This is a genomic window from Arthrobacter sp. P4_F10 (assembly GCF_056401435.1).
Map to the genome: position 1 here is coordinate 17553 of NZ_JBFUJJ010000029.1, position 21477 is coordinate 39029.

Genomic DNA, 21477 nt, shown 5'->3' on the forward strand with positions numbered 1-21477 from the left:
TCACTTAGCATAGGCCAATGACCATTTCAGTGGGGGAACTGTTCGACAAGTCCAGATTGCATCCGGCCGGTGTCGTGCCGTGGGGCCGGCAAGTTCCATTGGATCTTCCTGGCGTTTACGTCGTGACGTCCACACCAGACCTCAACGATCCGGTTGGCCAGATCGGGGTTTATCTGCATGATTTCCGCGCATTTGACGCACTAAAGGTGGGGTGTCCGTCAGTGACCATTGATGGTGCGCCGGCAACAAACGAGAGCCTCGCTGAACGGATCGGGGCTTTTTGGATTCCGGAAACAGCTATTCTCTACGTCGGGCTGGCCGGCACTTCTGTGCGGAAGCGGGTGGATCAATACTACGTCACCCGCATTGGCCAACGCTCGCCGCATGCGGGTGGATGGTGGCTGAAGACCCTTGTCGATCTTGAGACACTGTTCGTCCACTATGCGGCAGCCGAGACACCGAAAATGGCGGAGGCCCAGCTGATGAAAACTTTCGCAGCTGCCGTACCGCCTTCCGTGCGCCGTGCCCTGCACGATCCTGAGCGAATTGCCCCGTTTGCGAACGTCGAAGTGCAGACTGGCCTTCGGAAGAGGCACGGCATGACCGGGTACAAAATAGAGCGGTCGACCACGAAGAACTCGTTGATACCTCCAGCACGCGCTGAGTTCTCGTCTGCTTATGACCGTGATCCGCGCCCGCCAAAGCCGACATTCCTCGGGTGTGTCGGCTCGGCCGAGGGGACCCGCATTGAGTCCCAAGTAATCACCGACAAAGACCGGGCCAGCTCTAACCTACGTATCCCCGCCCGTTCGAAGTTCGCATTGCCAGCGGTCGACGGGTATCTCGATGCGAGCTACCGCGGGCAGAGGGTCGACGCTCGCTGGCGGGTGAATGGGTCCCGTTCTGGAACAATCGGACTTGGACGGACCATCATGAGTTCGATTGGAAGGCCGAACGACAGCGTGTGGATGCAGGTCAGCGGCACATCCGTCACCATCGAGGAGTGCTAGTGCCAAAAACTCAACTTCATGTCTTTGGAACCACGGCAGAGATCATGAATAACAAACTGAACGCATCGCTACCGCCAACGTGTTCATACGTCATGGTGGTACTCAGAGCTGCATTCTGCACGAGCCTGTCATCTCAAAGTGGCACTTCGAATCGCCATAGTATGGACTCATGACAAGCGCCAGTGACGGACCAGAGCCAACGCTCCTGAATGAAGGCCCAGGACGCGGCCACGACGTCGACCGACAACTAGCCGAGAGTTACCAGCGCCGACGCCTTGTTGTCCAAAAATTGATGTCCTTGGATCAGCATGAGTTGCATCGAGAACGATCTCTCCACAGGATTGTTCTATTCACCTCAGTTTTATCGGTTAGTATCGTTGCTTCGTTAACCGCATTCGCCTTCACTGCTGGGCTGCTGCGTGACGAGACCCCGGCACAATACATAGCGCTGCTCTCCCTACTCGTTCTTATCGCTGCTTTTGCAGCCACGCTGATGCAGTTGACGAGAGCAACGCGGGCGAGCCGGTCAACTTATGAGACAGCAGCGGCGACCTTCCAGGAAGAGTTGACCCAGGCTTGGGATGATTTAGACGCTGCCCGTGTCGAACTGGTTCACGGGAGCGGACGAGCGCGCTCGAGTAAAGAGGCTAAGCCGGAACGCGTGGAACCGAGATGACGACTGAAAAGCTTGAAGGGCCGTCGGCGCCCCAAGTATTTAGCCCTGTGCCGCTACACGAAGCCAAGCCTGGTTTTCCTCGCCGGTCAACGCCAATGTCTGCGGCCGCRCGTGCTGAACTTGACAAGGTGGTAGGCGATTTCGAAGGTCAGGTTGAAGCCCTGGCTCGAGAGAAGGCGCGCTCGCTGGATGAAGTTCAAACTGTAAACGTAAAGGATGCTCGGGCTGAGCTACTCGTGACCAGGCTTGACGAGGTCGCAAATGTTGGCGTCGTAATCCTGCTGCCGGTTGGGCTTTTCCTTTTGGGCCTTTCCGGCAACGCGGTTTTTGGGGCTTGGACTGGGCAATCGATCCATTGGGGATATGTTGTCATAGCGATAGCTGGTGGCTTACTCTCCGGCGGGTCACTTGGAGTCTATTTTACAAAGGCTACGTTCAAGCGGATTTTTGCGCGCCGGGCGAGTGAACGTATTAGCCCTGCTTAATCGTCAGCGCCTTCTATGTCGGGGGTCCGGATGCCCTCTACCGCACAGGGGGCGCCCATCACTGAAGCTTCCGTGGCTTCCACTTCGTCACGGACGCCGGCCAATGGACTGTTGCCGCGTCGAAACGCGTGCATCACCGATCAAGTTCGTCATAAGGCTGCCCGTGGCGCGATCGCTGAAGCGYCCTGCCTGATTGCTACTCTCAGGGTATGAACTTGAACGTACTGTTGCTCCCTTCACGGGAGTGCAATGAATGCTGACACGATGGCCGCTATGGGTGTCATTGCAGGTGTTATTTCCGCGGTGGTTGCGGTGGCCACATGGGTTTGGCAGATGGTTGTACATCAAAAGTCGGGGCGTAAGGTCCATGTCARAAGCACCTACAGTATGCCCTATTTTGAACATTCGGGATTCCATGAAGATGACTTCATAGAGATTGCGGTTACGAATCAGGGCCTCCAACCCGTAACGGTGACCAACTACGCGGTAGAGCTCAAAGGGAGACGGAAAACGGAAAATATGTGGATTCTCAGGCCGCCTGCTTGGGCAACGAGGCTACCCTCAGTCGTTGAGCCAGGGGGCATTCCTACAAAACTTCTCGTTCCAGTCTCCGAACTACGAAAAGCACGTAAGACTAAACGAATCTATTTCAAGAAGATGGTTCCCTGGGTAGAGCTCGGCGACGGACGCAAGATCTACTCCACAAACCCCGTTCCTCTCAAAGACTGAGAGTGGCGTTTCGTAGCCATGGCAGCTTCAAATTGCGGTTTGCTGTTCCGATTCATGGTTCCATTCCAACTTGGTGTCTCGAAACGGATTGGTCTCAAAAGTCATGCGATGCAAGGCAATTCAAAGCCCGGTTGAGCGACACCAATCGATCACAGAACGCCGCCACGAAGCGCTGAACTCCGAAGAACGTCAGGCACGTTGAGCTCATGGGCAAGTCACCTATCAGGTATGAATGGGAATATGAAGAGATCATGGGCCGACTTGGAGTCCCGAAGCATCGACAGGGCAATTGAGCTGTCGCATGAGATCGGGGGCGAGGAGTTCATTGCCCGGACGAGGTTCAAGGAGTCTCACCGGTACGTGGTGTTCCAGGCCGGCCAGGAACACCACGCCGAACAGCTGCCCGCCGATCTGCAGGGCGATGGAGCTGGCGGCGGAGACCGAGTCCTCGAACACGCCGCCGCGGTGGACCATATGGGTCACGTAGAGACCGCAACGAAGATGCCGCCGCCGATCAGCGCCACGAGCACGATGGCGCGGGGCGCGGTCCTGCGGGGTTCGACGGTTTCCTCGGTGAGGGTGGTAACGGCGTCGAACCCCAGGAACGAGTAAGCGGCGATGGCGCGCCGGCGGAAATGGTGGTGAAGCTGGCGGTGTCGGAAAAGCATTGCGAAGGGCGCGCCCGGCCAGACCGGACGCGCCCTCCGCGTGCACCGAACCCGCGAGGTGGGTTCAAAGCACCTGATTCAGTCGATGAGCACCGGGGCCTTGGCACGCTCCGAGGATTCGACAACCGGCGCAACCTTCCCGTTCCGGTGGTGCAGCCAGTTCGTCACCGCCAGAAGCGCCACGAGCGCAAAAGTGCTCAGGAGCTGGGGACGGGAATCCTCGCCGATGAATCCCACCGTGAAGATCGCGGCGAGGATGACCAGACCAAACACCGTGAGCCACGGGAAGCCCGGCATCCGCAGGGGAAGCTCCGTCCCCTCGCGGTCGGCGCGTAGGCGCAGCGCGAGCTGGGCGAGGAGCGCGGAGGTCCACACCAGCAGGCAGGTCGAACCCACGATGTTGAGCAGGACGGGAAGGACCTTCTCGGGGAAAGCCAACTCCAGCACAACCGTGACAACACCGAAGGCAACGCTGGCCAGGACCGCGACAACCGGAACCCGGGCCTTGGACACGGAAGCGAGCAGACGTGGCGCTTCGCCGCGCTCGGCAAGGGAGAACGCCATCCGGGAGGCACCGTAAAGGTTGGCGTTGAGGGCGGAGAGCAGTGCCGCTACGGCCACCAGGGTGATGGCGGTGGCCGCGCCGGGCATGCCGGCGGCGTCCAGCACAGCGGCGAACGGGCTCTTCAGCCCCGCCGAGCCCACAGGAACCACCGCCGCGATCACGAAGATCGCACCGATGTAGAAGACCAGGATGCGCCACAGCACCGTCCGGACTGCCTTCTTCACACTGCGGGCCGGTTCCGCGGTTTCAGCTGCCGCCACGGAGACGATCTCGGTGCCGCCGAACGCGAATGCCACCACGAACAGGGCTGTGGCAATCCCGGCAAAACCGCTGGGTGCGAAGCCGGCTCCGGTGAAGTTGGACAGGCCCGGCGACTGGACGCCCGGCAGCCAGCCGAAGAGCAGGGCAGCGCCCACCAGGAGGAACCCGACGATTGCCGCCACCTTGAGCAGGGCGAACCAGAACTCGAACTCGCCGAAGTTCTTCACACTGGTGAGGTTCACGGCGGTGAGCACCACGATGAACACGAAGGCCATCAGCCACACCGGCAGTGCCGGGAAAATGGTGGACAGCAGTCCTGCCGCACCGAGCGCTTCGGCCGCGATGACCACCACGAGCTGCAGCCACCAGAGCCAGCCCACCGTGGCACCGGCCACCGGCCCGTAGGCCTTGGCGGTATAGACGGAGAAGGCACCGCTGTCCGGGTTGGYGGCGGCCATCTCGCCGAGGGCCCACATCACCAGGATGATAAGGGTGCCTGCCACGAGGTAGGAGATCAGCACGGCCGGGCCGGCAGCCTGGATGCCRGCGCCGGAACCGATGAACAGGCCCGCGCCGATGGCGCTTCCGAGGCCCATCATCGTGAGCTGGCGGGGTTTGAGTGCGGCGCCCAGTGGGCGGCCAGACGTCATTGTCTGTTGTTCCATGAGGAGTCCTCTGGTTGTAGGCGGAACGGGTTGGTAAAGGGTCAGTGAGTGTTCAGGCTGCGTGGGCTTCCAAAAGCCGGAGCACGCGATCGTTGGAGGCGGGGCCGGCAACGGTGATCCTCACGCCGTCTCCCTGGTATGCCCGGACGAGGATGCCCGCGCGGTCAAACGCGTCCACCAGCCTCGCCTGGAGCAGCTCATCCGCACGGATCCACAGGAAGTTGCCCTGGCTCGCCTGCAGTTTCCAGCCCTGCGCTTCCAGCTGCGCGGCCATCCGGGCCCGCTCCTGCTTGACGGCGGTCACCCGCGCTTCCATCTCCTCCCCGGCGTCCAGCGACGCGATGGCAGCCTTCTGGGCCAGCGCGCTCACCGAAAAGGGAAGGGCGGTCCGGCGCAGTCCCTCAGCAATATCGGGCGCCGCCACGGCGTATCCCACGCGCAGGCCGGCGAGTCCATACGCCTTCGAGAAGGTGCGAAGGATGCAGACGTTCGGGTACTGGCGGTAGAGCGCCAGGGAATCGGGGCCACTGCCCGCTTCGGCGTATTCCACGTAGGCTTCGTCGATCACCACAAGGATGTTGGAGCGGACGGACCGCAGGAAGGCCTCGATACGTTCGTGGCTGATCGGCACGCCGGTGGGATTGTTGGGGGTGCAGAGCAGGATAACCTTCGTGCGGTCAGTGACGGCCGCGGCCATGGCGTCAAGGTCGTGCCCCTCAGCGCCGTCCAGCGGGATTCGGACCGGCTGGGCGCCTGCCAGCTCAACCAGGATGGGGTAGGCCTCGAAGGAGCGCCAGGCGAAGATCACTTCATCCCCGGCGTCGCACAGTCCGGTGATGATCTGCTGGAGGACGCCGACGCTGCCGGGTCCCGCCGCGACTTCTCCGGCCGTGACGCCGAGGTGGCGGGCAATCCGTTCACGGAGTTCGATGGCGGCACTGTCAGGGTAGCGGTTCATGGTACCGGCCGCTGCGGCCACCGCAGCGGTGGCAGCGGGCAGTGGCTCGTAGTGGCTTTCGTTGCTGGCGAGGGCTGCAATGTCCAGGCCGGCGCTGCGCCGGCCGGGGACGTAGGGCGGAAGTCCGGCCACCGCGCCACGAAGGGTGGGAAGCGCGGAGTCCGGTGCGGTCAGGATCTGATCACGGGTCATGAGGAACGATCATGATTGTGACCCGGCCCACAATGCAAGATACCCTCAACCCATTGGGACTTCTGCTCAACTTCTACAGTCTGCGGTGAAAATATGACCATCCCGAACCCCCGCACCCTGGATTCCCTCGACGGCAGGATCATCCTGGCCCTCGACAAGGATCCCGAAGCCAGCGCCCTGGCACTCTCGCGGACGCTCGGCGTCGCACGGAACACAGTCCACGCCCGGCTGGCACGGCTGGAGCGCAGCGGCGCCCTCCGCTCCTTCAGCCGGAGGCTGGATCCCGCCGCGCTGGGCTACGACCTCATGGCCTTCCTCTCACTCTCCATCAGCCAGACGCGGACAGGTGCGGTGGAGGACGGGCTAGCCGCGATCCCGGAGGTCATCGAGGTGCACGCCACGACCGGGGACGCGGACCTCATGGCGAAGGTGGTGGCACGCAGCACGGCCGACCTATACCGCATCACCAACGAGATCCTGGAAATTGAGGGGATCCAGCGGACCAGCACGGCCATTTCCGTACTGGAACTCATGCCGCCCCGCTACGACGGCCTCCTGAGCCGGCTCTCCGAGCAGGAATCCCGCCCTTCGAGGTAAATCCAGGTGACGCACGCCACAAGTGGGCATATTTTCAGTTAGCACTGCCACTTCCTGCCAAGAATCCCAATCAAATCCGTCTCTCTTGCCTATCTGTGAACCAGCCCACATGATTCCTGCATGACTTCACTTACCGTCTCCGGCCGCGTGGCGCAGGTTCTCAGCAGCTACCTCAGCGATGTCTTCGGCGTGATGGGCAACGGAAACGTCTACTTCCTGGACGCCGCGGAAAAGCTGGGCCTCCGTTTCTCCGCCGTCCGCCATGAAGGCGCCGCCATCGCCGCGGCCGACGCCTACTACCGGACGTCAGGACGCCTCGCAGCGGGCACCACCACCTATGGCCCCGGCTACACCAATGCACTCACCGCCCTCGCAGAGGCGGTCCAGGCGGAAATCCCCGTGGTGCTGGTCACCGGGGACGCTCCGAGCAGCGGCGCCCGGCCCCAGGACGTGGACCAGGCGGCAATCGCCGCAGGCCTCGGCGCCGCCACCTTCACCGTGACCCGCGACGCCGCGGGCTCCATCACGCAGCAGGCGGTGGAATACGCGCTCACCAAGCGAACCGCCGTCGTTATTGCCATTCCCTACGACCTCGCGGCCCTCGAGGCGGCGGACGAAGAGCTTCCCGCACCGCTGGCACCGGCGGTGAGTGACGACGTCGACGGCGGCCTGGGGCAGGTAGCCCGCCTACTCGCCGGGGCGAAGCGGCCGCTGATCCTCGCCGGCCGCGGCGCACATCTCGCCGGCGCCGGCCCGGAGCTCCGGGGGCTCGCCGACCGCCTCGGCGCGCTGACCGCCGGAACCGCCCTGGCGCTCAACCTCCTCCAGGGCGACGGGTATCTCGGCGTCGCGGGCGGCTTCGGCACGGACACCGCGGCCGGGCTCATGGGTGAGGCCGATGTGGTCCTCGTGGCCGGGGCAAGCCTGAGCCCCTTCACCATGCGGTTCGGGCACCTGCTCGGCCCGGACAGCACGGTCATCCAGATCGACGCCGCCCTGCAGCCGACGCACCCCCGGGTGGACACGTTCGTCAGCGCGGACGTGAAGTCTGCCGCGGGACACATCCTGAAGATGCTGGATGGCCCGGCCTCGCCGGACGCCAGCCCCGCAGAAGCCTGGCGCGCGGAAGCCCGCAAACGCATGGCCGAGGGACGGGGCCACCAGGCAGGCTCAGCGGAGACGCCGGACGGCCGGCTGGACCCGCGCTCCCTTGCCACTGCATTGGATGCGGTGCTGCCGGAGCGCCGCACGGTGGTCCAGGACGGAGGGCACTTCGTCGGCTGGGCACCCATGTACTGGCGCATCCCGAGGCCCCAGGACCTGGTCATGGTGGGGACCGCCTACCAGGCCATCGGGCTGGGCCTTGCCAGCGCCGTCGGGGCAGCCCGCGCGGTGGAGGACGGCCGCACCCTGGTGCTGGCCTCCGGCGACGGCGGTTTCCTGATGGGCCTGTCCGACCTCGAATCGCTGATCGGTGCGGCCAGCAGCGCCGTCGTGGTGATCTACAACGATGCCGCCTACGGAGCCGAAATCCACCAGTACGGCTCCCAGGGCCTGACCGAAAAGCCCATGCTGATCCCCGAGGTGGACTTCAGCGGCATCGCCCGCGCGCTCGGTGCCGAATCCGCGATCATCCGCTCGCTGGCGGACCTTTCCGCGCTCCAGGACTGGATCGACGCCGGCGCCAGGGGAACCTTCGTGGCCGACTGCCGCATCACGTCTAGCGTCCGGGCCCCGTGGCTGAGCGAGTGGATGCAGGCCTCGCAGGCCGCGAAGGCGGCGGTGGCGGGCTAACCCTGACGGCGGCGGGACCTCGCAGACTACGCCGTTGGTTCACTGTTCCGGGCGGCTGACACAAAATGGGGCAGTTGCCCCATGCCCTTGCTGCGGCCCGGTCATAGGCTCGGGTCATAGAGAAAAGGAGGCGGCAATGACCATCTACCAGCCGCAGTCATCAGCAGAGGCAACGCCGAAACTTGCCGAACTTCCCGAAGACGCTGCCGAGCATTTCGCCGGCTACGCCGTCCTGGGGCTACCTTTTACCAGCGGCCACTACCTGGCCTTCCGGGATTTTCCCGTGAGCTCCGTTGGCCCCGGCTACCGCTCCGTCTGGCACCGCACGCCCGGCGGCCGGTGGACCATCTACGCCAACGCCGCGCCCGAGCTCAGCTGCGCCCGGTACTTCGGGACGGCCGTCCACCATACGGTGGAGACCGACGTCGACATCCAGTGGAGCGGGCCGTTCACCGCCGTGATCACGGTTCCAGGCGTTGTTGACTGGCGCCTGCAGCTGGGCACATCCGCGGCCACCACGATGCTGACCGCCATGGCCGTACGCATGCCGGAAAGCCTGTGGCGAAACGAGCTGGTGCTCCGGGCCATGGGAGCATTCGCCGGTCCGCTGCTCGGCGCGGGCAGAATGAAAGTCTCGGGTGTGGTGCCCAACGGCCAGACGTTCCAGGCCCAGCCGCGGCAGTTGTGGCTTGTGACGGATTCCCAGGCCACCATCCGGGGTGAGGACGCGGGAGTTCCGGGCGCACTGCCTGTACAGGACCACCTGGCGGACTTCTGGCTTCCGCAACGTGGACTGTTCGGAGCCCAGGTGGGCGTTAGGTTCCCGTCCACGGCCCATCCCGCCGGACCAGGTCTTGCCCAGGCCCGGACCGGGAAGAACCAGGCGGCATAACGGCCGCCGCGTGATCCCTACTGCCTTGGCTGACGGCTTCCTAGAATGGCAGGTGTGAAGCAGTCATCGGCTGACCCCCGCCGCAGCGAAGTCCTGGCCGCGCTGTCGCTCGCCATTGACCTGGGGCTGGGGCAACCGATGGAGCACATGCTGCGGGCGTCCCTGCTGGCGTTACGGATCGCGGGGGCGGCCGGCGTTGACGCCGCCGGCCAGGGCAGGATCTACTACGCCAACCAGCTGGCCTGGATCGGCTGCCACGCGGATTCCTTTGAACTCGCCGCACTGTTCACGGACGATATCGCCTTCCGCGCCGACTACTACAACCGCGACCAGCGTGGCCTGCCCATGTATGCCGGCATGTTCAGCCACGCCGGCGCCGGCCTCCCGCCGCTCGCCCGCGTTGCCTACTGGACGCGTTTCGCTGCGACGGGCAGCGGGGCGGTGCGGACCATGATTGCCTCGCACTGCGTCTCCGCCGGGGTGTTGGCCAGCAGTGTAGGGCTCGACGACGGCGTGGCAGGACTGCTCACCCACACCTTCGAGCGGTGGGACGGCAAGGGCCTGCCGGAGGGTGTGGCGGGGCCGGAAATTCCGCTGGAGATGCGGATCATGCATCTCGCGGATACGGCCGAGGTCTTCCTGCGGAGGGAGGGCGTGGCCGGTGCGGTGGCCATGGTGCGGGCGCGCCGCGGCAGCCAGTTCGATCCAGCATTGGCCGGGCTGTTCATCGATCAGGCCGAGGCACTCACCGAAGGGCTCCTCGACGTCGACTGCTGGCAGGCCGCCCTGGACCTGGCTCCCAATGACGCTCCCCTGTCCGACCACGAGCTGGATGCGGTGCTGCGAGCGATCGGCGACTTCGCGGACCTCAAGTCTCCCTACACGGCAGGTCACTCCCGTGCAGTAGCGGCCCTCGCCGCCGCCGCGGGCGAGGAGCATGGGCTACCGGCCGACGACGTCACGGAGCTCCGCCGTGCAGGATGGGTACACGACCTGGGCCGGCTGGGGGTGTCCAACCAGGTGTGGGATAAGAAGGAGCCCCTCTCCGGGCTGGACCTGGAACGTATCCGAATGCATCCGTATCTGGGAGAGCGGATCCTCAGCCGCGTTCCCGGACTGAAGGGCGAGGCGGCCCTCACCGGCTCACACCACGAGCGGCTCGACGGGTCCGGCTATCCGCGAGGGATTGGCGGAACGGAGCTGGGAATAAAGCAGCGGATCTTGGCGGCTGCGGACTCCTACCAAGCCTCCCTGGAGCCACGCCCGCACCGGCCCGTGCTCGCGCCGGCTGATGCGGCTGCCAGGCTCCGGCAGGAGGTTTCAGCCGGCAGGCTCGCCGCGGAAGCTGTGGAGGCAGTGCTCGTGGCGGCCGGCCAGCAGCCCCGCCGTCCGCATGCCCCAGCGGGTGGACTCACACCGCGGGAAGTGGAGATCCTCAGCATGCTGTGCCGCGGAATGACACCGGCCGAGATCGCCGGCGCTCTGTTTCTCGCCCGGAAGACCGTCCGCAACCATGTGGAGCACATCTACACCAAGATCGGTGCAACCAACCGGGTGGGTGCCACCTTGTTCGCGATCAGGAACGGCCTGACCGAGTACGGGAGCGCGGCCAGGTAGCGGTCCCGTCCCTGACCGCGCAGCCGCGTCGTCAGGAATTTGGGACTATCGGGGAACGAGCCGCCACAGCGACGTGACCTCGGCCGTGCGCGCCTCGAACAGGGGATCGTCGCGGTCCGATGCCTTCGGATGCGTTGGCTTGGTGTCCAGCCGTTCCACCACCTTCAGTCCTGCCGCCGTGATGGCGGCCAGCAGATCGTCACGCGTCCGCAGGCCAAGGTGTTCGGCCAGGTCGGAGAGGACAAGCCAGCCCTCACCGCCCGGTTCCAGATGGTCGGAGAGTCCGTTCAGGAAGCGGAACAGCATCCTGCTCCCGGGGTCGTAGACGGCGTTGTCCAGGGTGGAATGCGGCGTGGCCGGAATCCATGGAGGGTTGCACACGACAAGCGGTGCCCGCCCGGGCGGGAACATGTCGGTCAGGACGGCCTCGGCACGGTCCTGGACGCCGAGGTTCCGGAAATTCTCAGCGGCGCAGGCGATTGCACGCGGTTCGTTGTCCGTCGCCACCACGCGGTGGACGCCACGGCGCGCGAGGACGGCAGCGAGCACCCCAGTGCCGGTTCCGACGTCGAACGCCAGCGTGTCAGAGGGAAGCGCAGCGGCGGCCACGAGATCCACATACTCGCACCGGGTGGGGAAGAACGTGCCATAGTGCGGGTGGATGCGGCCCTGCAGGGCATCGACGTAGACACCATTACGTCGCCACTCGTGGGCGCCAATGGCCCCGACAAGCTCATGCAGGGACACAACGGAAGGTTCGCCGATATCACCGTACGCTTCAGCGGCGGCCTGCCGGATGTCCGGTGCGCGGCGCAGCGGCACCACCAGGCCCGGATCAAGAGGTATTAGCAGCAGGCCGAGAACGCGTGCGCGATGCGAGCGGGACTGGCGGTGCCGATAGAACTTATCGGCCGGAATTGCTGCGGTCTCTTTCTTTCCGGCGCCTATCCGCCGGTCCAGGGCGTTGAGGATCTGCCGTGCGTTGTAGAAGTCACCGTGCCAGAGCATCGCGATCCCCTGTGACGCCATCCGGTTCGCATCATCGGCCGTAAGAGAGTCGGAGACCACTTCGATGCGCGTCGGCGCCGGTCTGCCGTTCGCCGAACGCCATCGCGCCGTCATGCTCTCACCAGCCTCGGCCCAGGTCACGACGGCGGGATCATCCACCGCAACTCCGCGTGAGGGCTTGAGGACCGACGTCGGGATTCCCACGGGAGCTGGCGTGTCCGTAGTGATAAAGATCCATTCCAAGCGTCAGAGGAGCCGATCGGCGACTGACGATTGCGGCGGTGATTCCACGACGTGGATGGCTGCGGCCCAGGATTCCGGACCGTCATCCGGCCGCGAACCGAGCGTGGTTGATGGCCGCTGTAGCCATTCAACCTGCCTGGTCAGGATACAGGTGTGCCGTGGCCGCCGTCCCGCCGCCTTACTGGGAGTACCCGAAGGTCACCGCCGCGCAAAGCCAGCGGCCGCCGTCGTACTTCACGCCATGTCTAACCGCCGGGCCCGCGCGAGTCCTAGATCCCACCCGGCCCCTTGCGGGAATTCACAGGTCCACCGCCTACCATGATCCGCATGAAGTCTGCCCGGGACGCCCGCTCTGCCGCCGTGGTGATCAACGCCGGATCACGCCGAGGGGCGGCACCCGATCTTGCCGTGGACACGATGCGCAATGCAGGCGTACCCATCTCCTCCGTGCACCACGTGCTGTCCGGGGCAGACCTGGCCGGGACGCTTGACCGGGTGCTTGCGGACGGGCACGACCTGGTGGTTGTCGGCGGCGGCGACGGGACGGTGTCCTACGCCGCCGGCCGGGTTGCCGGCACCAACGTGGTGCTCGGCGTTCTTCCGCTGGGCACCGCCAACGATTTCGCCCGCACGCTGGAGATACCCAACAATCTTGCCGAGGCGTGCGCCACCATCGCCGAAGGGAAGGTGGTGGACATCGACCTCGGCCGGGCCAACGGCGAGCCATTCCTCAACGTCGCGTCCGTGGGCCTGTCGGTGTCTGTCACCGAAGCTCTCAGCCCCCGCCTGAAGCGGTACATCGGGCCATTGGCGTACAGCATCGCCACGCTGACGGCTTATGCCCGGCACAAGGCGTTCCGGGCCCGCCTCGAGTTCCCCGACGGGGACCACGAGCCGATGGAGCTCGACGACCTGCTCCAGGTGGCCGTCGGCAACGGCCGGCATTACGGCGGCGGCAACACTGTCTCCCCCACGGCGGGGATCGACGATCACACCCTTGACATCTACGCCATCCTGGCCGGGCCCGTCCGGGAGCACGTGAGTATCGCGCGGCTGCTCAAAGACGGAAGCTTCATCAAACACGACCGCGTGTACCACCTGACCACCAGGCGTGTCCGGCTGGTCACCGACCAGCCGCTGCCGGTGAACCTCGACGGCGAGATCGCCACCACCACGCCGGCCGACTTCACCATCCAGCGCAACGCCGTCCACGTGGTGGTGCCGCAGAGCAGCACCAGCGCGCTGTTCGACGGACCGGGAGCCTAGGCCCCTCGTGAGGGCGTTGTTTCCGAAACAGTCACGCCTCCGGCACATCTCCCCTTAGTGTTGGTGCAGCAGATCACGAAACCGATTACGTAAACCGTTTGCGTAACGCGTTCCGGCCAAGCTCAGGGAGGAGGAACAGTGGTCACCATCCGCGACGTCGCCAAGCACGCCGGTGTCTCCCCGGCCACCGTCTCCCGGGTCGTCAACGGACTCGTCGGCTATTCCGACGAGACCCGCGAACGCGTCGAGACCGCGGTCAAGAGCCTCAGCTACGAAACGGACTACCTCGCCCGCGGCCTCAAGACCCGGCAGACCTCCGTCATCGGGCTGCTCGCCCCGATGGTTTCCGACGCGTTGGCTTCCCAGGTCATGCAGGGAGTAGAGGAAGAAGCCCAGGAGCGCGGCTATGCCGTGATGCTCGGCCGCACCGGCGCCAAATCCGCCTACATCGCCGGCTACCTGCGGACCCTGCGCACCTACCGGGCCGCCGGCGTCATCCTCATCTCCGCGGTGATCACGCCGGAGACGCGGCAGCTGCTGGGGCCCAACGTCCCCATCATCTCCGTCGCCATCAGCGACAAGTCGGGTTCGCCCAGCGTGGCGATCGACGACGAGCAGGCAGCCTACGACGCGACCCGTCACCTGCTGCGGCTCGGGCACCGGCGCATCGGTCTCCTGACCGGGGACCCGGCGTCGATCTATGTCGCCCAGCCCCGGAAACGCGGCTATCTCCGCGCCATGACGGAAGCCGGCTGCACCCCGGTGACCGCCACCGGCAGCTTTTTCTACGAAAGCGGCGCCGCCGGCGCGGACGAACTGCTGGTGCAGGAACCGGGCCTCACCGCGATCTTCGCGATGAGCGATGAGATGGGAGCCGCCGTCGTCAATGAACTGCAGCGGCGCGGGCTCCGGGTCCCGGAAGACGTTTCCGTCCTGGGCTTCGACAACACCTCCACCTCCCTGCACGTGAACCCGCCCTTGAGCACCATGGCCCAGCCGCTCGAGGAAATGGGACGGATGGCCGTGAAAAAGCTGCTCCGCTCCCGCGACCTGGGGCCGAAGATCATGCCGCACCGGCTGATCGAACGCGGCTCCACCGCGCCGCCGAACTCAACACCGGCGAATCCGGCCCCGGCGAACCCCGCCCCGCCCGGCGCACAAGCCGGCGCGCAAGTCCCACTCAGCTAGCCAACACCCCGAACACCACCCCCAACGGCGACAGCCGGCACTCCCCCGTGCCACCAGGCAACCCGCCGCGATTCCGCATGCACCAAACCACCTGCACCACCCACTCGCACCAAACCACAACAAGGAGCAACACATGAGGCAGCGCCGCCACTCCTGGCAGACTCTTCTGGCCACCACCGCATCCCTGACCGTCGCCGCCGTCGCCCTCACCGGCTGCGGCGGGACCGCCACGGAAGCGAAGAGCGCCCCGAAGGCCGCCGCGTCCTTCGAGGGCAAGGGCCCCATCAACTACGTCTCCAACCGCGACGCCTCCGGTGCCGCGAACAAGAGCATCGAGGAGTGGAACGCCGCCCACCCGGAGGAGAAGGTCACGTTCATCGAACTGCCGGACTCCGCGGACCAGCAGCGCCAGCAGCTCATCCAGAACGCCCAGATCAAGTCGGACACCTTCAGCGTGCTGAACCTGGACGTCGTCTGGACCTCCGAGTTCGCCGCCAACAAGTGGATCCTGCCGCTGCCCGCGGACGCGATCCCCACGGACACGATGATCCCCGCCACCGTCAACGCCGCCACGTACCGGGACACCCTGGTGGGCGCCCCGTACTACACCGACGGCGCGCTGTTCTACTTCCGCTCGGACCTGCTCAAGGCCGCCGGCATCGCCGCCCCGCCCAAGACCTGGGACGAGATGAAGACCGCCTGCAAGGCGATCCTGGCCCTCCCCGAAGCCGCGGGCATGTCCTGCTACGCCGGCCAGTTCGACAAGAACGAGGCCCTCACCGTCAACTTCTCCGAGGCCGTGGCCTCCGCCGGCGGCACCGTGGTGGACGCCGAGGGCAAGCCCACCGTCAACACCGCCGAGGCCAAGAAGGGACTGAACCTGCTGGTGGACGGCTTCAAGGACGGGCTCTTCCCCTCCGACGCCATCACCTACCTCGAAGAGCAGGGCCGCCGCGCGTTCCAGGACGGCAAGCTCATCTTCCTGCGCAACTGGCCCTTCCTGCACGCCTCCCTGAGCGCCACGGACGGCTCCAGCAAGGTGGCCGGCAAGTTCGGCATCACCTCCATCCCCGGCACCGACGGTCCCGGCGTCTCCACCCTCGGCGGCCGCAACCTCGCCGTCTCCCCGTTCACCGCCAACAAGGCCACCGCCCTGGAGTTCATCAGGTTCTTCACCAGCGAGGAGCAGGCCCAGAAGCGCCTCGCCCTGTCCTCCCGCGCCCCGGCGTACGCCTCCCTCTACGCGGACCCCGCCGTCGTCGCCAAGCGCCCGTTCTTCCCCACCCTGCTGACCTCGCTGAACAACGCCCAGCCCCGCCCCAAGGTGGTCCAGTACGGCGCCACCACCAAGGCGATCCAGGAAGAGGCGTATGCGGCCATCACCGGCAAGAAGGACACAGACACGGCCCTGAACGACATGCAGGCCAAGCTCACCGAGCTCTCCGCCAAGTAATTCCGAACTATTCGAGCAACAGCCGGGCCGGCCGGTTCATCCCGTCCGGCCCGGCAGCTGCAACCCCAGTGAGGTCCCAGAATGACGACGACGACCGCCCCGCCCGCCGGCGCGCAGACCGGCACGCCCCAGCCAGCCAGCCCGCGCAAACGCGGCACCCGCGCCAACCGCACTCCCGGCGAAGGCCGCATGGCCGCGCTGCTGCTCTCCCCCACCATCTTGGTCCTGGCCCTGGTGATTGTGTACCCGCTGCTCGCCGCGGTGCACCAGTCCCTCTACCGCGCCGAATCCGGACTGGACGCGGACGGCTTCGTGGCCGACGTCGAATCCTTCGTGGGCCTGGCCAACTACGCCGACCTCTTCGTGGGCGAAACCGGGCGGCGCTTCCTCAACGCGCTCGGCAACACCACCTTCTTCACCGTCACCACGGTGTTCCTCGAGACCGTCCTGGGCCTCTGCCTGGCTCTGGCCATGAACCGTGCCTTCCGCGGCCGGTCCTTCCTGCGCGCCAGCATCCTGGTCCCCTGGGCCGTGCCCACCGCCGTCTCCGGCCTGCTGTGGCGCTGGATCTTCCAGTCCGACGGCATCGCCAACACCCTGCTCGGCAGCGAAATCCTCTGGACCGCCGAGGGCAACGCCTCCCGCGCGGCCATCATCATCGCCGAAGTCTGGAAGACAGCCCCGTTCATCGGCCTCCTGGTCCTGGCCGGCATGCAGGTCATCCCCGGCGAAGTATACGAGGCCGCCAAGATCGACGGAGCCGGCTGGTGGCGCCAGCTCGGCTCCATCACCCTCCCGCTGGTCAAGCCCACCCTCCTGGTCGCCGTGCTGTTCCGCATGCTCGACGCGCTGCGCATGTTCGACCTCCCGTTCGTGCTGATCGGCCCCGGCAAGGAATCCGTGGAAACCCTCTCCATGCTCGCCTGGGACGAATCCAACCAGCTCCGCTACGGCTCGGCCTCGGCGTTCGCGATCATGCTCTTCCTGTACGTTGCCGTCGTCGCGATCGTCTTCGTGAAGGTGCTCGGCGCCGACGTCACGGGCGCCAAGGAACTCAAGCTGATCTCGAAGAAGAGCCGCACCAAGGCAACCGGCACGCGGGCAATCACTGACCAGGCAATCGCTGAACAGAAGAAGGCCGAGGCCGCCCGATGACCATCTCCGACCTCCGCAACGCCGCCACCTCCTCCGGCGCACCGGGCGCCTCCGGCGCCGTCGCACCCGACGCAACCGCCGCCGTCGGCCGCCCCGACAAATCGAACGCAGGCAAACCGAAAGCGCAGCGCACGTGGCGTTCCTACTCGGTGTACCTGGGCCTGGCGCTGATCTTCGCCTACTGCCTGGCACCGTTCTACTGGATGCTGGTCTCCAGCTTCCGCCGCACCGCCGACATTTTCGACAACACCCTGCTGCCGGCGCCGTTCTCGCTGGAGAACTACGCCAAGGTGTTCGACGGCTCCACCATGTTCGGCCAGGCCCTGCTGAACTCCCTGATCGTGGCCGGCACCACCACGGTGTTCGCCCTGCTGCTCGGCGTGTTCGCCGCCTACGCGATCTCCCGGCTGAACTTCCGCTTCAAGTCGGTGATCCTGGGCGTCATCATCGCGACGTCGATGTTCCCCGGCATCTCCGTGGTGGTGCCGCTGCTGCGCCTCTTCACGGACCTCGGCTGGATCAACACCTACCAGGCGATGATCGTCCCCAGCCTGTCGTTCGCGATCCCGCTGGCGGTCTGGAACCTCACCACGTTCATGAAGGCCCTGCCGTTCGACCTCGAGGAAGCCGCCATGATTGACGGCTGCACCAAGTGGCAGGCGTTCCGCCGGGTCCTGCTGCCGCTCGCCGCGCCGGGCGTCTTCACCACCGCGATCCTGACCTTCATCCACAGCTGGAACGAGTTCATCATCGCGCTGTCCATGATCAACGATCCCAAGATCCAGACCGCCACGGTGGCGATCTCCAAGTTCACCGGCGCCACCGAATTCCAGGCGCCCTTCGGCGAGCAGATGGCCGCCGGCGTGATCGTCACCGTACCGTTGGTCATTATGGTGCTGATCTTCCAGCGACGGATCGTCGAAGGCCTCACCGCGGGCGCGAGCAAATGAGCCCTGTCTCGCCGGCGGGCCCCGTCGAGGAAACCACCGTCGCGCCGGCCCCCGACTGGTGGCAGTCCGCCGTCATCTACGAGGTTTACCCGCGCTCCTTCGCCGACGGCGACGGCGACGGCGTGGGCGACCTCGCCGGGCTCATCACCCGGCTGCCGTACATCGCCGCGCTCGGCGTCGACGGCATCTGGATGACCCCGTTCCAGCCGTCCCCACAGGTGGACCAGGGCTACGACGTCACCGACTACTGCGGCGTGGACCCGCTGTTCGGCACCATGGAACAGTTCGAGTCGCTGCTTTCTGACGCGCACGGGCTGGGCCTGCGGGTCCTGCTCGACGTCGTCCCCAACCACTGCTCCTCGGAGCACCCGCTGTTCCAGGCGGCCCTCGCTGCCGGCCCGGGCTCACCGGAGCGGGACATGTTCCACTTTGTGCCGGGTCCATTGGGCACGTCCGACGACGGCGGCAGCGGCTCTGCGTCTGAGGCCGACGCCGGCGATCCAACCAACGAGGTCCCGCCGAACAACTGGCAGAGCGTCTTCGGCGGCCGGGCCTGGAGCCGCGCCAACCCTCAGTCCGAGAAAGACAAGGACTGGTACCTGCACCTGTTCTCGGCCGGTCAGCCCGACTGGAACTGGCGCAATCCCGCCGTCGGCGACTACTTCGACGGCGTGCTGCGTTTCTGGTTCGACAAGGGCGCGGACGGGCTGCGCATCGACGTGGCGCACGCGCTGTTCAAGGCCGACGGKCTGCCGGACTCGCCCTCCACGGGCGGGGTGGTGGACGGGYTGCGGTCCAACCCGCAGGTCTCGGACCAGGAGGACGTSCACGASGTCTACCGCCGCTGGCGCACCCTGGCCGAGAAGTATGAGCCGCACCGGCTGCTGGTGGGCGAGGTCAACCTGGAACCGTCCCGCGCAGCCCGGTACACCCGCGCGGACGAGATGCAGCAGGCCTTCGCATTCGCGTTCGTGAAGCTCGGTTGGGACCCGGAGGCGTGGGCCGCCGTCGGGAACGAACTCGAGGCCGCCCGGCAGCTCCACGGCGCCGCCCCCACCTGGGCGCTCGAAAACCACGACATCGTCCGCTCCGTCACCCGGTTCGGCGGCGGCGAACTCGGCAACGTCCGGGCGCGGGCTGCCCTCGTGGCATTGCTTGGACTGCCCGGCGCCGCGTACATCTACCAAGGCCAGGAGCTCGGGCTGCCCGAGGTCGACGTCCCGGTGGGTGCCCGGGTGGACCCAATGTGGGCCCGAGGGGGCGTGTGCCGCGACGGCGCCCGTGTCCCGCTGCCGTGGTCCGAGGACGCGGCGTTGAACCACGGGTTCTCGCGTGCTGAGCCTGCCGGGAAGGCATCCGAGCCCTGGCTCCCGATCCCGGGCGGCTGGGGAACCCACGCCATCGAACGGCAGGAGCAGGACCCGCAGTCCGCCCTGAACCTGACCAAAGCGGCGCTGGAGCTCCGCCGGCAGTTGTGGAAGACCGAGGTCTTCACCGCGGACGACGGCGGCAGCTGGCGTGTCGAGGCCGGAAACCTCCTCATCTGCGAACGCAACGAGCACTTCCTCGTCGCCGTCGCGATGGGCACTGAACCGGTCAAACTCCCGGCCGGCACCGTGCTGCTCAGCGCCGCACCCCTGGCCGAGGACGGCTGGCTGCAGCCGAACAACGCGGCGTGGGTGCTGCGCGACTGAGGCCATCGCCTCCGCGCCGCCCGCGAGATGCATGGACTTAGAGGCACGCTCTGGACTGTCTTGGCTCTGGTGTTCAACTCCATCACCCAGGACTTTGCCTCGGGCGGCAGGGCAGCGTCCCATGGGCTCTTCGGGGTTGGTGATCGCAAACAGGGCGGTCATGGCTCCCGGCGCGGCACGGCAAAGCCCCCGGCTGCTTTGCCGGGGGCTTTGCGTTTTTCCTGTGAGTGTTACTTAACGGCTACGAAAGTCTTGTCGGCGAGCATGCCGGGCCTGACCGCAAGGACGCCTTGGGCGGCCGTGGCGGTCGGAACTTCAATGGCCTTGTTGCCCGTTGCGGTGGCGTTCTTGTAAAGCGTGCTCGTGGTGTCGATAGGCTTCGGTGCGACGACGAGCTTGTCGAGGCCATTGACAGTCTTGCCGTCCGCTGTGACGTACTCAATTGACACGAAGGCAGGCATTTGCCCGTTAGCGTCATCGCCGATGTAGGTAGTGGAGTAGTTCACGATAATGTACTCCGACCCGGCAGTCGGCGGCTTATTGATGGGGCTGGCAGCGACAACGGAATCCGTGGCGGCGAGGGAGACCGAATTGATCACGAGGCGCCAGTCGTCAGACTCGATAACCGAGCCGATCGGGTGTGGGTTCTCGCGGGTTCCGGCATTGGCGGCAGGCTTTGCCTCTGCCGCTCCACTAGTGCCACCTGCTGCGTTGGACGGTTCGACGACTTTGGTGTCCCCGCTGCCGATAGCGTTGTCGACCGACGTCGCAAGGACGGAGAAGAACACGGCAAACCCGACGATCGTCCCCACGATGGACACGATCAGGGCGGTGATGCCCATCCACTTGGGCTTGTCCTTGAGGAACAGAGAAACGAGAGCCAGAACGAATGCGATCGGCAGCAGTATCCAGCCAACGATGAGAGCGCCGGGAATACACGCGAAAATGAACCCGAGCGCTGCTGTGATGAGAGCGATGAGCCCGAGGACGTTCAACGGCTTTTTCGCCTTCGGCGGCTGGGGCGGCGTCTGAGTTGGCGCCCCATGATCCTGCTGCGCGAGAGATGATTGCTGTGGCTGGTGGGGCGCGGTCTGCTGTGAGCCCACCCCAGGGAGCTCTGGTGTTGTCATGGCCCAACTATGGCAGACACGGGTGGTTTGTCATGTTTCACGACACGACGCAAGCTCAACTATGACAGACATGAGGGTTCTCATTGTCTCTCGTCACGACGCAACAGGTGGTTGATGAAGCTTGCGCCCGCAGACCAGGGCGGAGCACTGACAGAGCCGCGTCCTGGGATCACTCCTTGAGTACGCCGCAGGTCGCGCCGAGCTCGATGCGTGTAGCGGCCGCCCTGTTCAAGGCCGACGGGCTGCCGGACTCGCCCTCCACGGGCGGGGTGGTGGACGGG

General features: G+C 65.8%; 18 protein-coding genes. 12 read left to right on the plus strand and 6 right to left on the minus strand.

All coding sequences use genetic code 11. The features are described 5' to 3' along the window. The first annotated feature begins 17 nt into the window (after window positions 1-17). Complete coding sequence (locus AC1DR1_RS19145; protein WP_476993098.1) at window positions 18-1010, plus strand: hypothetical protein; 993 nt, start codon at window positions 18-20, stop codon at window positions 1008-1010. Window positions 1011-1682: 672 nt separating this feature from the next. Then, window positions 1683-2171 carry a hypothetical protein gene (locus AC1DR1_RS19150; protein WP_476993099.1) on the plus strand — a complete coding sequence of 163 codons (489 nt, stop codon included), beginning with the start codon at window positions 1683-1685 and terminating at the stop codon, window positions 2169-2171. Between the two features lie 978 nt (window positions 2172-3149). Here AC1DR1_RS19150 and AC1DR1_RS19155 read toward each other — a convergent pair. From AC1DR1_RS19155 to hisC, 4 genes are all read right to left on the minus strand, one after another. Further along, window positions 3150-3383 (minus strand): hypothetical protein, encoded by a 234-nt coding sequence (locus AC1DR1_RS19155; protein WP_476993100.1) that lies wholly within the window; start codon window positions 3381-3383, stop codon window positions 3150-3152. Beyond that, window positions 3380-3568, minus strand: coding sequence for a hypothetical protein (locus AC1DR1_RS19160; protein ID WP_476993101.1), 189 nt, complete (start codon window positions 3566-3568; stop codon window positions 3380-3382). Before AC1DR1_RS19160 ends, AC1DR1_RS19155 begins: the two co-directional genes overlap by 4 nt. A 78-nt stretch (window positions 3569-3646) precedes the next feature. Then, window positions 3647-5059, minus strand: coding sequence for an amino acid permease (locus tag AC1DR1_RS19165; RefSeq protein ID WP_476993102.1), 1413 nt, complete (start codon window positions 5057-5059; stop codon window positions 3647-3649). A 52-nt stretch (window positions 5060-5111) separates the two neighbouring features. Beyond that, window positions 5112-6209, minus strand: a complete 1098-nt coding sequence (gene hisC / locus AC1DR1_RS19170) for a histidinol-phosphate transaminase (RefSeq protein WP_476993103.1) — start codon at window positions 6207-6209, stop codon at window positions 5112-5114. A 93-nt stretch (window positions 6210-6302) separates the two neighbouring features. Here hisC and AC1DR1_RS19175 point away from each other — a divergent pair, with 93 nt between their 5' ends. The 4 genes from AC1DR1_RS19175 (at window position 6303) to AC1DR1_RS19190 (ending at window position 11109) form a co-directional block, all read left to right on the plus strand. Next, entirely contained in the window at window positions 6303-6806 is a 504-nt protein-coding gene (locus tag AC1DR1_RS19175; protein WP_476993104.1) for an Lrp/AsnC family transcriptional regulator, read from the plus strand. A 120-nt stretch (window positions 6807-6926) separates the two neighbouring features. Further along, the gene (locus AC1DR1_RS19180; protein ID WP_476993105.1) at window positions 6927-8600 is read left to right on the plus strand and encodes a thiamine pyrophosphate-binding protein; all 1674 of its coding nucleotides are present in this window, start codon (window positions 6927-6929) and stop codon (window positions 8598-8600) included. A 136-nt stretch (window positions 8601-8736) separates the two neighbouring features. Continuing rightward, a complete protein-coding gene (locus AC1DR1_RS19185; protein WP_476993106.1) occupies window positions 8737-9492 on the plus strand; it encodes a hypothetical protein in 756 nt (251 codons plus the stop codon). Window positions 9493-9546: 54 nt separating this feature from the next. After that, a complete protein-coding gene (locus AC1DR1_RS19190; RefSeq protein ID WP_476993107.1) occupies window positions 9547-11109 on the plus strand; it encodes an HD domain-containing phosphohydrolase in 1563 nt (520 codons plus the stop codon). Between the two features lie 45 nt (window positions 11110-11154). Here AC1DR1_RS19190 and AC1DR1_RS19195 read toward each other — a convergent pair whose 3' ends face one another. Further along, the gene (locus tag AC1DR1_RS19195; RefSeq protein ID WP_476993108.1) at window positions 11155-12321 is read right to left on the minus strand and encodes a methyltransferase; all 1167 of its coding nucleotides are present in this window, start codon (window positions 12319-12321) and stop codon (window positions 11155-11157) included. Window positions 12322-12678: 357 nt separating this feature from the next. On the opposite strand from AC1DR1_RS19195, the gene AC1DR1_RS19200 reads away from it, so the two are divergent. From AC1DR1_RS19200 to AC1DR1_RS19225, 6 genes are all read left to right on the plus strand, one after another. Next, a complete protein-coding gene (locus AC1DR1_RS19200; RefSeq protein WP_476993109.1) occupies window positions 12679-13626 on the plus strand; it encodes a lipid kinase in 948 nt (315 codons plus the stop codon). 138 nt (window positions 13627-13764) lie between these two features. Then, window positions 13765-14814 carry a LacI family DNA-binding transcriptional regulator gene (locus AC1DR1_RS19205; RefSeq protein ID WP_476993110.1) on the plus strand — a complete coding sequence of 350 codons (1050 nt, stop codon included), beginning with the start codon at window positions 13765-13767 and terminating at the stop codon, window positions 14812-14814. 133 nt (window positions 14815-14947) lie between these two features. Continuing rightward, window positions 14948-16267, plus strand: coding sequence for an ABC transporter substrate-binding protein (locus tag AC1DR1_RS19210; protein WP_476993111.1), 1320 nt, complete (start codon window positions 14948-14950; stop codon window positions 16265-16267). A gap of 81 nt (window positions 16268-16348) precedes the next feature. After that, the gene (locus AC1DR1_RS19215; RefSeq protein WP_476993112.1) at window positions 16349-17422 is read left to right on the plus strand and encodes a carbohydrate ABC transporter permease; all 1074 of its coding nucleotides are present in this window, start codon (window positions 16349-16351) and stop codon (window positions 17420-17422) included. After that, the gene (locus tag AC1DR1_RS19220; protein ID WP_476993113.1) at window positions 17419-18372 is read left to right on the plus strand and encodes a carbohydrate ABC transporter permease; all 954 of its coding nucleotides are present in this window, start codon (window positions 17419-17421) and stop codon (window positions 18370-18372) included. Before AC1DR1_RS19215 ends, AC1DR1_RS19220 begins: the two co-directional genes overlap by 4 nt. Then, window positions 18369-20066, plus strand: coding sequence for an alpha-amylase family glycosyl hydrolase (locus AC1DR1_RS19225; protein ID WP_476993114.1), 1698 nt, complete (start codon window positions 18369-18371; stop codon window positions 20064-20066). The genes AC1DR1_RS19220 and AC1DR1_RS19225 overlap by 4 nt, the downstream gene beginning before the upstream one ends. 230 nt (window positions 20067-20296) lie before the next feature. Here the strand turns inward: AC1DR1_RS19225 and AC1DR1_RS19230 are convergent, their stop codons facing one another. Then, window positions 20297-21196 carry a hypothetical protein gene (locus tag AC1DR1_RS19230; protein WP_229993910.1) on the minus strand — a complete coding sequence of 300 codons (900 nt, stop codon included), beginning with the start codon at window positions 21194-21196 and terminating at the stop codon, window positions 20297-20299. Window positions 21197-21477 lie beyond the last annotated feature (281 nt).

Excerpts from the sequence above, each read along its gene's own strand:
- AC1DR1_RS19145 (WP_476993098.1), top strand. The coding sequence starts at position 18 with ATGACCATTTCAGTGGGGGAACTGTTCGACAAGTCCAGATTGCATCCG.
- AC1DR1_RS19160 (WP_476993101.1), bottom strand. The coding sequence starts at position 3,568 with ATGCTTTTCCGACACCGCCAGCTTCACCACCATTTCCGCCGGCGCGCC.
- hisC (WP_476993103.1), bottom strand. The coding sequence starts at position 6,209 with ATGACCCGTGATCAGATCCTGACCGCACCGGACTCCGCGCTTCCCACC.
- AC1DR1_RS19175 (WP_476993104.1), top strand. The coding sequence starts at position 6,303 with ATGACCATCCCGAACCCCCGCACCCTGGATTCCCTCGACGGCAGGATC.
- AC1DR1_RS19180 (WP_476993105.1), top strand. The coding sequence starts at position 6,927 with ATGACTTCACTTACCGTCTCCGGCCGCGTGGCGCAGGTTCTCAGCAGC.
- AC1DR1_RS19185 (WP_476993106.1), top strand. The coding sequence starts at position 8,737 with ATGACCATCTACCAGCCGCAGTCATCAGCAGAGGCAACGCCGAAACTT.
- AC1DR1_RS19200 (WP_476993109.1), top strand. The coding sequence starts at position 12,679 with ATGATCCGCATGAAGTCTGCCCGGGACGCCCGCTCTGCCGCCGTGGTG.
- AC1DR1_RS19210 (WP_476993111.1), top strand. The coding sequence starts at position 14,948 with ATGAGGCAGCGCCGCCACTCCTGGCAGACTCTTCTGGCCACCACCGCA.
- AC1DR1_RS19215 (WP_476993112.1), top strand. The coding sequence starts at position 16,349 with ATGACGACGACGACCGCCCCGCCCGCCGGCGCGCAGACCGGCACGCCC.
- AC1DR1_RS19220 (WP_476993113.1), top strand. The coding sequence starts at position 17,419 with ATGACCATCTCCGACCTCCGCAACGCCGCCACCTCCTCCGGCGCACCG.
- AC1DR1_RS19230 (WP_229993910.1), bottom strand. The coding sequence starts at position 21,196 with ATGACAACACCAGAGCTCCCTGGGGTGGGCTCACAGCAGACCGCGCCC.